The organism is Niastella soli, from assembly GCF_017742245.1.
Taxonomy (GTDB): Bacteria; Bacteroidota; Bacteroidia; order Chitinophagales; family Chitinophagaceae; genus Niastella; species Niastella soli.
In genome coordinates, this window is sequence record NZ_JAGHKO010000002.1 from 296201 (window position 1) to 310706 (window position 14506).

At 43.5% G+C, this 14506-nt stretch carries 15 protein-coding genes; 6 read left to right on the top strand and 9 right to left on the bottom strand.

Going from position 1 to position 14506, the window contains the following annotated elements:
- Nucleotides 1-23: 23 nt before the first annotated feature.
- Genes rdgB through J7I42_RS13830 form a run of 5 tightly spaced genes read left to right on the top strand, consistent with a single transcriptional unit; the run spans nt 24 to nt 2913 of the window.
- Nucleotides 24-614: an RdgB/HAM1 family non-canonical purine NTP pyrophosphatase gene (gene rdgB, locus J7I42_RS13810; protein WP_209139399.1), complete on the top strand. Its 591-nt coding sequence runs from the start codon at nt 24-26 to the stop codon at nt 612-614.
- Nucleotides 615-632: 18 nt separating this feature from the next.
- Nucleotides 633-1211, top strand: a complete 579-nt coding sequence (locus tag J7I42_RS13815) for an RNA polymerase sigma factor (RefSeq protein WP_209139400.1) — start codon at nt 633-635, stop codon at nt 1209-1211.
- Between the two features lie 8 nt (nt 1212-1219).
- Nucleotides 1220-2269 (top strand): hypothetical protein, encoded by a 1050-nt coding sequence (locus J7I42_RS13820; protein WP_209139401.1) that lies wholly within the window; start codon nt 1220-1222, stop codon nt 2267-2269.
- Nucleotides 2270-2293: 24 nt separating this feature from the next.
- Entirely contained in the window at nt 2294-2725 is a 432-nt protein-coding gene (locus J7I42_RS13825) for an acyl-CoA thioesterase (protein WP_209139402.1), read from the top strand.
- Nucleotides 2726-2742: 17 nt separating this feature from the next.
- Nucleotides 2743-2913, top strand: coding sequence for a hypothetical protein (locus J7I42_RS13830; RefSeq protein ID WP_209139403.1), 171 nt, complete (start codon nt 2743-2745; stop codon nt 2911-2913).
- 221 nt (nt 2914-3134) lie between these two features.
- On the opposite strand, the gene J7I42_RS13835 is transcribed toward J7I42_RS13830, so the two are convergent.
- The 3 genes from J7I42_RS13835 to J7I42_RS13845 form a co-directional block, all read right to left on the bottom strand.
- Nucleotides 3135-3869 (bottom strand): shikimate dehydrogenase family protein, encoded by a 735-nt coding sequence (locus J7I42_RS13835; RefSeq protein ID WP_209139404.1) that lies wholly within the window; start codon nt 3867-3869, stop codon nt 3135-3137.
- 70 nt (nt 3870-3939) lie between these two features.
- Complete coding sequence (locus J7I42_RS13840) at nt 3940-4713, bottom strand: phosphosulfolactate synthase (RefSeq protein ID WP_209139405.1); 774 nt, start codon at nt 4711-4713, stop codon at nt 3940-3942.
- Between the two features lie 254 nt (nt 4714-4967).
- Nucleotides 4968-6383, bottom strand: a complete 1416-nt coding sequence (locus J7I42_RS13845; protein ID WP_209139406.1) for a tetratricopeptide repeat protein — start codon at nt 6381-6383, stop codon at nt 4968-4970.
- 364 nt (nt 6384-6747) lie between these two features.
- Between J7I42_RS13845 and J7I42_RS13850 the strand changes: the two genes are divergently transcribed.
- Nucleotides 6748-7119 (top strand): hypothetical protein, encoded by a 372-nt coding sequence (locus tag J7I42_RS13850; RefSeq protein ID WP_209139407.1) that lies wholly within the window; start codon nt 6748-6750, stop codon nt 7117-7119.
- A gap of 16 nt (nt 7120-7135) precedes the next feature.
- Here J7I42_RS13850 and J7I42_RS13855 read toward each other — a convergent pair whose 3' ends face one another.
- The 6 genes from J7I42_RS13855 to rfaD all read right to left on the bottom strand — a co-directional run bounded on the left by J7I42_RS13855 (nt 7136) and on the right by rfaD (nt 14397).
- Entirely contained in the window at nt 7136-7801 is a 666-nt protein-coding gene (locus tag J7I42_RS13855; RefSeq protein ID WP_209139408.1) for a hypothetical protein, read from the bottom strand.
- 415 nt (nt 7802-8216) lie between these two features.
- Complete coding sequence (gene yidC, locus J7I42_RS13860) at nt 8217-10037, bottom strand: membrane protein insertase YidC (RefSeq protein ID WP_209139409.1); 1821 nt, start codon at nt 10035-10037, stop codon at nt 8217-8219.
- A gap of 157 nt (nt 10038-10194) precedes the next feature.
- Nucleotides 10195-11844 carry a CTP synthase gene (locus J7I42_RS13865; RefSeq protein WP_209139410.1) on the bottom strand — a complete coding sequence of 550 codons (1650 nt, stop codon included), beginning with the start codon at nt 11842-11844 and terminating at the stop codon, nt 10195-10197.
- A gap of 315 nt (nt 11845-12159) precedes the next feature.
- Nucleotides 12160-12333 (bottom strand): hypothetical protein, encoded by a 174-nt coding sequence (locus tag J7I42_RS13870; protein WP_209139411.1) that lies wholly within the window; start codon nt 12331-12333, stop codon nt 12160-12162.
- 257 nt (nt 12334-12590) lie between these two features.
- Entirely contained in the window at nt 12591-13394 is an 804-nt protein-coding gene (gene proC, locus J7I42_RS13875) for a pyrroline-5-carboxylate reductase (RefSeq protein WP_209139412.1), read from the bottom strand.
- Nucleotides 13395-13398: 4 nt separating this feature from the next.
- Complete coding sequence (rfaD, locus tag J7I42_RS13880; protein WP_209139413.1) at nt 13399-14397, bottom strand: ADP-glyceromanno-heptose 6-epimerase; 999 nt, start codon at nt 14395-14397, stop codon at nt 13399-13401.
- Nucleotides 14398-14506: the final 109 nt, after the last annotated feature.

Genomic DNA, 14506 nt, shown 5'->3' on the forward strand with positions numbered 1-14506 from the left:
CCGTAAACAACTAACTATTCACAATGAAACTAATTTTCGCTACCAATAACCAGCATAAGGTAAACGAGATCCAGGCGGCCATTGGCCAGCACCTGGAAGTGATCCCTTTAAACCAGGCTGGTATAGATATTGACATTCCTGAACCACACGATACCCTGGAAGCAAACGCTTCCGAAAAATCGCACACCATACACCAGTTGACGGGGATGAGCTGTTTCAGTGAAGACACCGGTCTGGAAGTGGAAGCCCTGAATGGCGAACCTGGCGTAAAAAGCGCCCGCTATGCCGGGGAAGACAAAGCTTTTGAAAAGAACATTGAAAAGCTGATGACCAAACTGGGTAATGCGGAAAACCGCCGGGCCCGGTTCCGCACGGTGATCTCGCTTATTTGGGAAGGTAAAGAATGGCTTTTTGAAGGCATTTGTGAAGGCGAGATCACGCAGGAACAATCCGGAGCAGGAGGATTTGGTTACGATCCGGTTTTTAAACCTATCGGGAGCGACCGTACATTTGCCGAAATGAGCATGGCAGAAAAAAATGAGTACAGCCATCGCAAAAAAGCGGCTGAGAAACTTGTATTATTTTTGCAAAATCATGTAATTACAACACGATAGGACTAATTTTAATATTTTTTGGAGCAAAAAAGCAACTATACCATATCTGAATCCGACTTAATAAGAGGATGCATTGCAGGAGACCGACGTTTGCAGGAAGAACTGTACCTACGTTTTTCTCCCAAAATGTACGCGGTTTGTTTGCGATATGCCAGCAATGTAGAAGACGCGCAGGATCTGCTGCAGGAAGGTTTTATTAAGGTTTACAGGAACTTACAACATTTCAGGGCAGAAGGCTCCTTTGAAGGCTGGATCAGAAGGGTATTTGTAAATACGTCCATTGAACATTTTCGTAAAAAATCGACCAAACTGGCGATGGTTACTGAAAAAGAGGAAGGGACGATTGAGAATACCGACATTTCGGCTCTTGAAAACCTGGCAGAAAAAGACATCATAAAAATTGTTCAGGAATTATCTCCCGGCTACAGAGCGGTTTTCAACCTGTATGTAGTAGAGGGGTATTCACATAAAGAAATTGGTGATATGATGGGGATCAGCGAAGGAACCAGCAAATCACAATTGGCGCGAGCCAAATCTGTTTTACAAAAAAAGGTAGCTCAATATTTGAGCGATACGCAAAAATCCTATACCAGATAACCCCAACCATGGCAATGATTATTAAACATATATTGAATAATCTGGAAGTACAGCCTCCACCAGGTGTATGGCCCGAAATTGCGGCCAGGCTGAATGCTGAATTTGACGCGGGTGAAACTCCGGTTGTTCAAAAGATGTTTGATCTATCAGTTACCCCACCTGCGGGTATGTGGTCGAATATTGCCTCAGAACTGGATAGTGAGCGCAAAACAGACGAAATACTGGCCGGCAAAAAAATGAATCAATTGTCAGTAGCGCCGCCCGCTACTGTATGGGAAAAGATAGCCGCCTATTTATCAGCAGAACAACATGCTGCCAAAAAAGAAGGCCGCGTTATTGCCCTGCATTCTTCCCGCAAAGCTATAATAGCTGCCGCAGCCATGGTATTATTGACCGTTGGCGCCTGGTACTTGCTGGATAGAGCCAATACTAGCGACAGGCCAGAAGTGGCCGGCAAATCCGCCAATCCCGCTACCAACAAACGTTCAACTTCACCAGGCAGAACACGTGCTTCCGATATGGAAATTGGAGAGCGGTCTGTTGACCGGGTTACGCCAAAACCCATTGCAGCTTTAACGGCTTCTACTGATGCTAATATGATCAACAACCGCTTTGCTAACCGCCATGGCGCCCGTCGTACTGCTTACGACTATCAGCCCATTGCTACCAGCTATGCAGGTACAGATGAGATGCCGGCTGTTAATTTTACCAATGCCAACTCTCCTGATGTAGAGGCGCCGCTTATTCGCGACGCAAAGGGTCAGGTTATCCTCGATAAAAAACTGGTCACTTCTCCTGATAATTGTTATATCAATGTCACCAGTCCCAATGGCGAGCAAACCCGTATTTCTTCCAAATTCCTGCACATCATCAGCACCCTGAACCAGGAAGCTGAACCTCAGGATTATTTTGATTTCATGATGCAGGAGAACAGCTTGTGGAAGGTACGTTTCAGCGAATGGAAAGAAAAATTCATGAACCAGGCTTCCTTTGTTCCAACAGCCAACAGCTTTACCGACATCCTGGAACTGAAAGACCTGTTAATGGAGAATGAATAAGAAAGGTTATTAATTTCATACAGCATGGCCAGAATTAAAGTAGAACTCCCTCAACATTTTGCATTCTCTACTACTATTCCTGTTCGCATTACCGATCTCAATTATGGCAATCATGTTGGCAATGACACCATTCTGTCTATGATACATGAGGTTCGGGTGCAATACCTGAAATATTTAGGCTATGGTGAATTAACACTGGCCGGAGTTGGCGTCATCATGAGCGATGTAGCTATTGAGTTCAAAAGCGAACTGTTCTATGGCGATGAAGTGATAGCGTCCATTGCAGCAGGCGATCTTACCAAAGTATCTTTCGATCTGTACTATAAACTGGAAAAACGCAGCGGCGATTCTACACAACTGGTAGCAGTAGCTAAAACCGGCATGGTTTGTTATGATTACGCGAAGAAGAAAGTAGCAGCTATTCCTTTAGAAGTTGTTGACAAATTAAAAGGGTAAACAGCTGACGCCCGGCAATGGGCAGACGGCAGAAGGCAGACGGCAGACGGCAAACGGCAGAAGGCAGAAGGCAGACGGCAGACGGCAGAAGGCAGACGGCAGACGGCAGACGGCAGAAGGCAGACGGCAGACGGCAAACGGCAGAAGGCAGACGGCAGACGGCAGACATGAAAGGCAATGGGCAATAGGCAATGGGCAATAGGCAATGGGCAATGGGGCAAACCGCAAACGTGAAAGGGTTCCCGAAATTTGTGCCTTCCTCCTACTTCTTACCTCCTACTTCTTACCTCCTACTTCTTACCTCCTACTTCTTACCTCCTACTTCTTACTTCTTTCCCTTTATCAATCCTATCAACTATATCAACCCTATCAACTTGTTAACCTGTCAACTTGTTAACCTGTCAACCTATCAACCATTCCAAATCCTCCAGCTTTCCTCAGCCTGAATAATAAGCATATCATGTCCATTCTTGATAGCAGCGCCCTGTGCTTCTCCTTTTTGCAGGAATAATGTTTTATCGGGATTATACACCAGGTCGAATAAATAGTGCTTTGGAGTAAGCGCCTGGTATGGTAAAGGCGGGCATTCATTGATATTGGGATACATGCCCAGCGGACTGGTATTGATGATGACCTCATGCTCTTTGATCACCGCTTCATCTACCTGTTGGTAAGAAAGCTGACGGGCAGTGCCCGGAGTGCGGGACACTTCGTAAAAAGCAATGCCCAGCTTGTTCAATACATAATGTACGGCCTTGGCAGCGCCACCGGTGCCCAGCACCAGTGCTTTTTTATGATGGGGTTGCAGTAATGGTCTCAATGATTCTTCAAAACCCACCACATCGGTATTATGGCCTGTTAACTCACCATTCTCTATTCTGATGCAATTACAGGCGCCGATGGTTTTTACCACCTCGCTTTGTGCATGCAGAAAAGGAATTACCTTCTCTTTGTAAGGAATGGTAACATTCAGCCCATGCAAATCGGCATGTTGCTTTATAAGCGCAGCAAATTCATCAATAGATGCCAGCGGGAAATTATCATACACGCAACCGGCGATCCCTTCCCGCTGGAACTTTTCAGTAAAATATTTCTGAGAAAATGAATGGCTTAACGGATAGCCAATCAAGCCATACCTTTTCATGAGAATGTTTGTTTTAATTGATGGACAGCCCCTCTCAACATGTTAACCTGTTAACTGGTCAACTCACCAACTAATGTTGCCCATTCCCGTTCAGGAACAAATTGAAGGTATCGCCGCGCAAACCAATACGCATTGTTTCCAATGGTATTACTTCTGTGGGCGCAATATTGCCCAGGTTCACGTTGCAGCCTAACAGCTCAATAAAGTACAGCTGTTGAGCTTTTTGAGGAGCTTCCCATAAGATCTTTTCACCGGGGATCTGTGTAAGGATCTCCTGTACCAGGCCTTCGCGTACTTCGCCTGAACCACGGTAAATACCTACGTTACCTGCCTCGCGGGCTTCGGCAATCACGTATGATGAACCGGCTTTCAGCTCAGCGCTCATCAGTTCAATCCATTTATAAGGGGGAATAATATGAGCAGCATCTTTACTTCCAACTTCACTAAGTACGGTACCATGTTTGGCCAGTTTTTCAATATAACCGCATTTTTCTGCATGGGGAATATTGATAGAGCCGTCGCTTACTTCCATATAGGAAATATCGTACTCTTTACAAACACTGATGTAATCATTAAACTGGTTACGGATCAGGAACGCCTCAAACAAAGTGCCGCCAAAATAAACGGGAATGTCATACGATTTGTAAACTTCAATCTTTTCGCGCAGGTTCGGTGTTACGAACGAAGTGCCAAAGCCAAGCTTAACAATATCAATGTGCGGGTGTCCCACGCTCATCATATTTTGCGCTTCTGGAATGCTCAGGCCTTTGTCCATTACCATGGTAATACCGCTGTTGCGTGGTTTCTTAATCCTGTCGGGGATCTGTGTGAGGTTAAAATTCATTCCTTGGTTTTTTGTGCAACAATTTTTAAGCCGCCGCAAAAATAATGGAAAACATCATACAAGCTACATGGTTCAAATCATATGTAAAAACCAATTGGCTAATGGTATTAGCAGATATTAAGAAGACTGTTAAATCGAAATTAAAACCCAGCCTTTATGCAATAACCAACCAGGTAGACTAATATGTAACCTGTCAGTGCAAACCCTTAGAGTGGTTGGCGCTGACAGGCATGATAGCTATAAAAACCGGTGCATTAATTCTTTTTCTTATGATGGGCTATTACATCAATAACCAGCGGATGCCGCAATATAGCGGGGTTAAGGTGTATCAATTTCTTTAGCAATTTGGGCGATGCAGTAAGCGCTGCTTCCAATTGTAACAGAGATTCCTTGGTTTTACCCAATTCAAGGTAAATGGCGCTTAGATAGTATAAGAATATGGGTTTCGACTCAGTGATCTTTATGGCTGCTTTCACCTGTTCCAGGGCTTCTTCATAAAATTCCCCCTGATACAAACAGCGAATAAGCGCTTCCCAGCTGGAGATATTACGTGGCCGTTGCCGAACCACATTAGAAAAATACTGAATGGCTTCCTTATAGTCTCCTAATTGCATTTTACACTCGCCCATGGCCAGATTATACTCCGGCTGCAGCCGATGGATCTGCATGGCGCTCTCAAGTTGTTTTACGGCCATTGACCATTGCCCCTCATTTATGTAGGTACAAGCTATTTTGTAATACAGCTTGCTATCCCCCTGGCTCAAATGCGACGCCTTACGATAATAGAACCTTGCCTGAGCATAGTTCTTCATCCGGTCGTAACAGTGTCCTATAGCTTCGTAGATCACATCTTCGGGCCGCGACAGCTCCAATACTTTCTCCAACACCTCAATGGCGTCTTTGTACTTACGTAAACGAATATAAGCGTCGCCCATATTGCGATAAGCATAATCGAACTTTTCGTCGATGGCAACCGCATATTTATAGGCATCAATGGCCTTTTCGTAGAGTTTTAAACCCTGAAAGCCGGCAGCCAGGTTAAACCAGGCCAGCTCACTGTATGGGTTCTCCTCAATAATTTGCTGATGTAAGGTGATGCTTTCTTCATTGCGACCCGTAAAGTCAGTCCAGAAACAGATCTTATACAATGCTTCTTCGTTGGCAGGATCCTGTTCCAGAATAAGCCTGAGGCAATCGAAGATCTTGTCAAACTCTTCATAGTCATCATACACATCGGCCAACTCAAACAACAATTCTATCCTTTCCTGACCTTCAAACAATTGGAGGGCATTTTCCAGCAGCTCCACTGCTTTCTCCTGCTGGTCGAGCGCCAGGTATACGTCTGTTTTTAAAATGTACAGGTTGATATCGTTGCTATCGAGTAATTCGGCGTGATTAAGTATTTCAAGGGCCTCGTTATAGTGACGGGTCGCTATCAGCAGGTCAGCCTTTTTAATAAGCAATGCGGATGAATAGGGATATTGTTCAATTCCCATTTCAGCAGCTTCCAATGCTTGCGGCAGGTCTTCAACATCATCAAAATAGTCTATGATCTTTTCAAAGGCCTCCTCTTCTAAAAAAGAATGCCCCCGCCCCGCTTTGAGATTCTGGAACTGCTGAACTAACTCTCTGATTTCTTCATTATCCTGACGAAACGGATTTTCTCTCATTTATTTAAATAGTAGGTTAATGTAAAATAGGATTTTCAGAGATGGTTACCAATTTTAATTTTTGACATCTGTGAACAAGAAAAACAGGGTTGATTTTACGGTAAAACCCGCTCTTTTTATCCCCAATTATGGAAGACTTCATCAATGGCCAGCCAGCAAATAAGGACTGTGTTACAATAATTTATAAATGAAGATCAAAAAATTGTAAAAATTCCAACCCTTTTGTTATGAAATCCGTAACATTTAAGTATCTCATACGTTAAGAGAAGTATAAACTTTAATCCGAAGGGTTAAAAAAAACTAAATTTTTTTCTATATTTTTGTAGTCAATATGCAAGCAAACTTTACGCTAAAACTTAACCACATGCTTAAAAAGACCGTCATCAGTTGTGCGATGATAGGGGCATTTGCGCTTGCGCTGGCCAGCAGCGGAGGTGGTGATAAAAAGAAGGCGGAGTCGCTTCGCAACCCCGATTTTACTCCTATCAGAACTACAAATGGCTTCACCCTGAAAGCCGGTCCAGCCTATACAGGCAGCCATACTTTCAATAGTGTGCGCACCAATAATGTTATTACCCGCAATACGGTGGTAACTTACCAGCAAGGCAATAAGGTATTCATTTTACCTTATAAAAGCACCAGCCGGGTTAACATTAATGTCATCCCTGATAATTCAACTTATCAACAACGCAACAACCTGAACGCATTTGACCTGAAATTCCGGTTACGTAAATAATCCGGAAGTTTCCAGATCAATTACTTACGTTCATTTTTTTACTCTCTTCATAAGTCATTTCGCGATAGCCAGATTTAGGTATATCGAATTTTGAAGCCGGTACAGGATTCATATTGATCTTTGATACCGTGTATTTGATGGTGAGTTTACCTTGAACCAGCTCATATTCCAGCGGCAATCCATTCAGATTCTTGAACTGGTAATCATAATCCTTATTTTCAGGAACGATATCAGGCGTATAATACACCGTAAAGGTGGTCCCATCGGGCAAAGTAGCCACCGCCTTGATACAATTATATCCCGCAATAGATTTGGTATCGCTGGTATTGGCAAAGGTGATGCCATCGTACCGTTTATTATTCTCCGCCCAGTTATCACTGGTCATTCTGATCAGCAGTTTTTGTCCACTTACTTCCTTTAAAACAACAGATGTCCCTGCCTTTGAGTCGTGTATGGTGGCTGATGAGAATAAGGCACTGGCCAGTTCGGCCCGGCTCATATTTCCCTTAATATAAATTGTTTTGGTGTGCCCATCCAGCGCATCGGCCATTTTGGGCTCTTTACTACCACTTGAAATACTGGCATCGTAAGTAAGGGCAAGCTCACTTACCTTGCGTTGTGCCTGGGCGGCAAATTGCGTTCCCAAACAACTCATTAACAGTATTACAATATGCTTTTTCATAATCTACGGTTATAATAATAATATTCAAGATGAGGACAAGGTGATAATAGTTGCTGCGTAAAATACAAAGACCGGTTAATTTTAAAAAGGTTAACCGCGAAATCTTGATAATATTGTTAAAAATGAGGCAGTTGTGATGTCAACAGGGCGTCGCGAAACGGCAATCGGCAAACGGCAAACATGACTCGCGACTTTTGAGACTAATCACTATCTTGCGTCTCCAAAATTCTTCTGCCTTCTGCCTTCTGCCTTCTGCCTTCTGCCTTCTGCCTTCTGCCTTCTGCCTTCTGCCTTCTGCCTTCTGCCTTCTGCCTTCTGCCTTCTGCCTTCTGCCTTCTGCCCTTTCAACCTGCCTCAAAAAGAAAAGTGAGCCCTGATTAAGACTCACTTTCCTTATATAACGATTTACACTAAACTACTTCTTCTTCTGCTGTTGCTGAGCGGCCTGTTGGGCGGCCTGCATCGTTTCCAGCCTTTCCTGCCATTTCGATTTCGTCTTGGGTTTCTTGCGGTTCTCGTCGATCTTCGCCAGGATCTTGTCGTGGTCAATAATATAGTTCTGAATTACGAACTGTAAGATCAGCGTGATCAGGTTCGACACGGTATAATACCAGGTCAACGCCGCAGGTAAACGGTTGAACACAAAGAATAAAATGAACGGGAAGATATAAGGCATGTACTTGAGCGCCGGATTGTTTTGATCGGGCGTCATGTTCATGTTATACACCGAGATCAGGAAACTGGTCAATACCGCTGTGATAGTGAACAAGCTAAGGTGGGTCATACCCAGAATACTGGTCTTCCATTGCACAATGGCGTCATAAGAAGCCAGGTTATCGGCCCACAAAAAGCCTACACCCCGTAAATCGATATTTGAGTTAAAGAAGCTGTACAGGGCAAAGAAGATAGGGATCTGCAACAGGGCAGGTAAACAACCTCCCAGCGGATTCACTCCGGCCTCACGGAACAACTTCATTTGCTCCACCCCTACCTGCTGTTGATCATTGTTGTATTTTTCTTTCAGCTTTTCAATCTCGGGTCTTAACGCCTTCATTTTGGCACCACTCAGGTAACTGGTGTATACCAGTGGAGAAGTGAACAGACGGATGAATAAGGTCAGTAACAAAATAGCGATCCCCATACTACCGATAAAACTTCTGAAGAAGCCAAACACCGGCATTACAATGTATTTGTTGATGGGACGCACAAAAGCGTACATATCACGACCCAGGTTCACGATCTTGTCCATTTCAGGCACCTGATCTTTATGCTTGCGCAGGATCGCATAATCATTAGGACCATAATACAACCTCAAAGGAATAGAGACATTGGGGCCTAACGGTACTTTTGTTTGCAGCGTGGTAGTTACTTCGGCTACTTTGGTGGTGGTATCTTTTTCGTTCTTGATGAACTTAACATCACCAGAAGTAAACTTGTCTTTGGCTGCTATCAGTGAAGTATTAAAGAATTGTTGGGAAGTGCTTACCCATTGCACTGGTTTTTCCAGTGTTTTGGCCGATTTGGTTTGCACGTAATCAAAGCCATCTTCATCATAATAACAAACGGTGGTTTGAGTGCGCTCATAACCTACCTCTGTTTCATGCTGAATGGGCTCATTTTGCCAGATCAGGTTGAAGTTGCCCTGGGTGAGCATTTTATCGGCGCCATTCAATTGCACGTCCCAGTCGATCAGGTAATCATTGGGATGAACCGTGAACTGGTGAGTAACATTCCCTTTGCCGGGGATGGGCGCCTGGTAAATGATGGTTTGACTGTTATCAGCATTTTTTACCACTTTAGGTTCCATGAAATACAGATCGGAAACCTGTACGGAACCATTGTTGGTGGTAACGCCATAAGAGATCTTATCGAACGGTGTATTGTTCAATACTACCGGAGTCTTAGTATTGAGCGATTTGTAGTTCTTAAGCTCCACCGTTTTAGGCTGACCGCCTTTATTGGTAAAACTGATCTTAACTACTTCATTTTCAATTACAGTTAAGGCTTCTACACCCCGGGTTGCCAGCTCACCTGGTTGTACAGGCTGGTTGATAGTGCTATCGGGTATGTTTGAAACGGAATCCCCGATATGTTTTTGTACCAGGGCTACAGAATCTGTATAGTGTTGTTTTTTAGCCTCCAGCTCATGACTGTTCTTGGTAGAAATAAACAGATAAGTAAACAGTAAAAGCGCTAACAACACAAAGCCAATCACCGTATTGCGATCAAAATTCATTATACTACTAGTTTAGAAGAGGTGCAAAGATAGTCGGAAGTTGTAAGTTTTAAGTTATTAGTTAACGGTTCTGCATATTTATTACAAAATGTTAATAGATATGCTGATAACAACATATCTATTAACTATTTATAACTTTTCACTTACAAATTAAACCTTATATCATCTCGCTTTGTAACAAAGGATTTTTTATGGCACTTTTTTGTTCAGCATACTCTTTGGCTGCATTCACAAAATGTACAAACAGCGGGTGTGGGTTTTCTACCGTGCTCTTTAATTCGGGGTGGTATTGAACGCCAATAAAGAAAGGATGGGTAGGCAGTTCAACGATCTCTACCAGCTGGCTTTCATTGTTTTTACCGCTGGCAACCATTCCGGATTCCTGAAACTGGCCCAGGTAACGGTTATTAAATTCCCAGCGGTGACGGTGACGTTCGCTGATGGTCTGACTATTGTAAATGGTACGGGCCAGTGTACCTTCTATTGTTTCGCATGTATAGGCGCCCAAACGCATGGTCCCACCCTTGGACGTAATGGCTTTTTGCTCTTCCATCAGGTCAATAACCGGGTCAGGGGTATTCACATTCATTTCTGTTGAATGGGCATCTTTAAGTCCCAGTACATTCCGTGCATATTCAATAACTGCCATTTGCATTCCAAGGCAAATACCAAAGAAAGGCAGTTTGTTTTCACGGGCATATTTTACGGCTAAGATCTTTCCTTCCACCCCACGATGACCGAAACCAGGCGCTACCAGCAATCCATCGAGGTTAGCCAGTTTTTCAGCTACATTTTCCGGAGTAATGAATTCACTATGCACATTTACGATCTGCACTTTACATTCATTAGAGGCGCCGGCATGTACAAATGCTTCTAGGATTGATTTATAAGCATCCTGCAGCTCGATGTATTTACCAATAAGCCCAATAGTTACCTGACTCTTGGGATATTTCAGTTTGTCAAGCACTTCTTTCCATTTTGTCAGGTCTGGCTCGTGGAAACCGCTTATGTTGAGTTTCTTTAAACAAATAACATCCAGCTTCTCACGCATCATGGCCAGCGGCACTTCATAGATGGTTGGCGCATCAGCTGCTTCAATCACCGCTTCTGGTTTTACATTACAGAACAGGGCGATCTTGCGACGCAGATCGGGCGTCAGGGTCTTTTCAGTACGACAAACGATGATATCAGGATGTACTCCTTCCTGGCTCATCATTTTAACACTATGCTGGGTTGGCTTTGTTTTTAATTCTTTGGCTGCCTTTAAATAAGGGATCAGCGTAAGGTGTATTACAACAGTATCTTCTTCGGGCAGCTCCCATTGCAATTGACGAAGGGCCTCAATAAATGGAAGACTTTCAATATCACCTACTGTACCGCCCAGCTCGGTAATAATAACATCATATTCTTTGGTATTGCCCAACAGCAAAATGCGACGTTTGATCTCGTCGGTAATGTGGGGAATAACCTGAACGGTTTTACCAAGATAGGCGCCTTCGCGCTCCTTGTTAATTACAGTTTGATAAATACGGCCAGTTGTGACGTTGTTCGACTGTGAAGTGAAAATATTCAGGAAGCGTTCGTAGTGACCGAGGTCAAGATCGGTTTCGGCGCCATCCTCCGTAACATAACATTCGCCGTGCTCATATGGGTTGAGCGTGCCCGGATCGACATTGATATACGGATCGAACTTTTGAATTGTTACCCTCAATCCCCTCGCCTGCAACAGTTTTGCCAGCGAGGCTGCAATAATCCCTTTTCCTAATGATGAAGTTACCCCACCGGTAACAAAAATATGCTTGGCCATAATAAATGGTAATTTTTACGTCTTCAATCTTTTTTACTGATAATCCTAGTCCACTACAATTTTTGACCAGCGGAAACTTAATACGCTTAACAATAAAATAATTCCGGGAGGTCGTGCAAAGCTACGGCAAAATAATGCGCCAGAAAAACACGATTTTGGGGTGTGGAAAACCGGGCCACAACCTGTGAATTCTATTAAAAACCGGTTAAAATCAATGACTTTTACCCAACGGGGCTTGCTGGCTACCTCCCTGCACAAAAAAACAAAGCCCCATCCAGCGGATAGGGCTTTAAACAGATGTATAGTTGGCTAATACTATTTTACCTTGGTAAGGGTAAGTGCTTTTAATTGATATGGAGAACCAACCACTGCTTTTTTGGCGCTTAACATTTTGCTGCCATCAGCCTGATGGTTCTTGGCAGAGTGTAAAAATACGATCGCTGCTATTTCCACAAATAGTATAAGAAAACTCAATTTCTCCTTTTTCATAATTGGTTATGGGTTATTCCCTAAGGGTACGGGGTCTGTTAATTTCCAGCAACAAAAAAACGAAAATTTCTTTTCATGTGCAAGCAAACGTATGCATAAATAATATATTCGTAATACACTACTAGTAATATTACTAACGCAACAATCCGTGATTATACGATACCGTAGATATAACACACTCACTTATCCGCATATTCACAGCGCATCAATTAACGGCTAAACATATATTTTATTTGAACCCCGTAAAACTACTAAGCCTAAAGGTCCTTTTGTATCTTATCGTAGCTGGCAACAATTCCTTTAATGAGGGATGAACTAAAACCCTGGTGTTCCATTTCGTTGAGACCTGCAATGGTACAACCCTTGGGAGTAGTTACTTTATCGATTTCCTGTTCGGGGTGTGAGCCTTTTTTCAATAATAATTCGGCAGCGCCTTTTACTGTTTGCGCCGCTATTAAACTGGCAGTGGCGGCATCAAAACCAATTTCAATACCACCCTGGATGTTTGCACGTATATAGCGCATGGCATAGGCCGTTCCACAAGCACCCAGTACCGTCGCTGCATCCATCAACTTCTCATCTATCCAAACCGCTTTACCCAGCTGGTTGAACAGGTCTTCAATGAATGCGATCTGATCACGGTTTACATCCTGTGATGCCGCTAAACAGGTCATACTTTCCTGTATGGCAATAGCTGTATTGGGCATGGCTCTGATCACCGGTATTTTTAGATCAACCGCTTTCAGCATGTGCTTGATGGTGATACCAGTGATCACCGAAACCAATACCTGTTTATCAGGATTGAGCAATGCTTTCAGCTTTCCCAGAATATCATCAACCTGAAATGGCTTTACCGCCAGGATGATCATATCGGCAAAACGAACAGCTTCTTCATTATTATCACTCACCATTACGCCGCGCTTTTCCAGCGCCGCCAGCGTTTTAATATTCCGCTTGGTGATCAGGATGTGTTCGGGTTGTGTAAATCCGCTATTGATCAGACCTTCTGCAATGGCAGTACCTAAATTACCGCCACCAATAATTGCTATCTTTTTGTTCATAGAACTAATAGTAATTTCCTTTCACTAAATAATTACGCACGTAATCATCTACCCCATTCTCCAATGAATAAAATTGATCGGTATACCCGGCGTCTTTCAGCTTTTGCATATTAGCCTCAGTGAAATACTGGTATTTATCACGAATGTCTTCCGGCATGTCAATAAACTCGATCATTGGTTCTTTATCCAGCCCGCTGAAGGTAGCTTTCGCCAGGTCTTCAAAACTGCGTGCTTTACCGGTACCCAGGTTATACAACCCACTGGCTACGGCACTGCTCGCTTTTTCATACTGCTCCATTAACCAATAACAGATCTTGAGCACATCCTTTACATATACAAAATCGCGCAACTGCTGACCATCCTTAAAGCCTTCCTTGTGCGATTTGAACAACTTCACTTTTCCGGACTGGTTTATCTGTTTGAACGAATGCCAGATCACACTGGCCATACGGCCCTTATGATATTCATTGGGCCCATACACATTAAAGAACTTCAACCCGGCCCAGAAAGGCGGATGGGTAGTTTGTTCCAATGCCCATTTATCAAACTCATTTTTTGAAACCCCATATGGATTCAATGGTTTCAATGCATATACAATGGCATGGTCATCGTTGTACCCTTCTTCACCGGAACCATATGTGGCCGCAGAAGAAGCATATACCACCGGCACCTTGTTCTCAGTACAGTAATTCCAGATCTTTTGGGAATACTCCACATTCAAATGCTGGTGTATTGAATAATCGAATTCGGTAGTATCGGTACGGGCGCCAATATGGAATATAAAATCAATGGCGGGTTTATTGGCTTCCAGCCATTCAAAAAAATCTTCCCGCTCTATTTTCTCATCGTATTGTTTGCCTTCAAGGTTCTGCATCTTTTCAGGCTCGGTAAAATCATCAACCAGAATAAGCCGGTTGTATCCTTTTTCATTCAGAAAACCGGTTAAACAACTTCCTATAAATCCGGCAGCGCCGGTCACTACTATTTTACTGTCTTTGTTCATTTCGTCAAACGTGTATCGTGATTCGTCAATGGTTAATCGTGAATCGGCAATCCGTCCCGGCTGAGCCGGGAGCAATCCGCGACGCGGCCTTCTGCCGTCTGCCGTCTGC

Bases quoted from the DNA above. Each gene is read 5' to 3' on its own strand.
- J7I42_RS13870 (WP_209139411.1), bottom strand. From the start codon at position 12,333: ATGAAAAAGGAGAAATTGAGTTTTCTTATACTATTTGTGGAAATAGCA.
- J7I42_RS13855 (WP_209139408.1), bottom strand. From the start codon at position 7,801: ATGAAAAAGCATATTGTAATACTGTTAATGAGTTGTTTGGGAACGCAA.
- J7I42_RS13865 (WP_209139410.1), bottom strand. From the start codon at position 11,844: ATGGCCAAGCATATTTTTGTTACCGGTGGGGTAACTTCATCATTAGGA.
- yidC (WP_209139409.1), bottom strand. From the start codon at position 10,037: ATGAATTTTGATCGCAATACGGTGATTGGCTTTGTGTTGTTAGCGCTT.
- proC (WP_209139412.1), bottom strand. From the start codon at position 13,394: ATGAACAAAAAGATAGCAATTATTGGTGGCGGTAATTTAGGTACTGCC.
- J7I42_RS13820 (WP_209139401.1), top strand. From the start codon at position 1,220: ATGGCAATGATTATTAAACATATATTGAATAATCTGGAAGTACAGCCT.
- rdgB (WP_209139399.1), top strand. From the start codon at position 24: ATGAAACTAATTTTCGCTACCAATAACCAGCATAAGGTAAACGAGATC.
- J7I42_RS13840 (WP_209139405.1), bottom strand. From the start codon at position 4,713: ATGAATTTTAACCTCACACAGATCCCCGACAGGATTAAGAAACCACGC.
- J7I42_RS13845 (WP_209139406.1), bottom strand. From the start codon at position 6,383: ATGAGAGAAAATCCGTTTCGTCAGGATAATGAAGAAATCAGAGAGTTA.
- J7I42_RS13850 (WP_209139407.1), top strand. From the start codon at position 6,748: ATGCTTAAAAAGACCGTCATCAGTTGTGCGATGATAGGGGCATTTGCG.
- J7I42_RS13835 (WP_209139404.1), bottom strand. From the start codon at position 3,869: ATGAAAAGGTATGGCTTGATTGGCTATCCGTTAAGCCATTCATTTTCT.
- J7I42_RS13825 (WP_209139402.1), top strand. From the start codon at position 2,294: ATGGCCAGAATTAAAGTAGAACTCCCTCAACATTTTGCATTCTCTACT.
- rfaD (WP_209139413.1), bottom strand. From the start codon at position 14,397: ATGAACAAAGACAGTAAAATAGTAGTGACCGGCGCTGCCGGATTTATA.
- J7I42_RS13830 (WP_209139403.1), top strand. From the start codon at position 2,743: ATGGGCAGACGGCAGAAGGCAGACGGCAGACGGCAAACGGCAGAAGGC.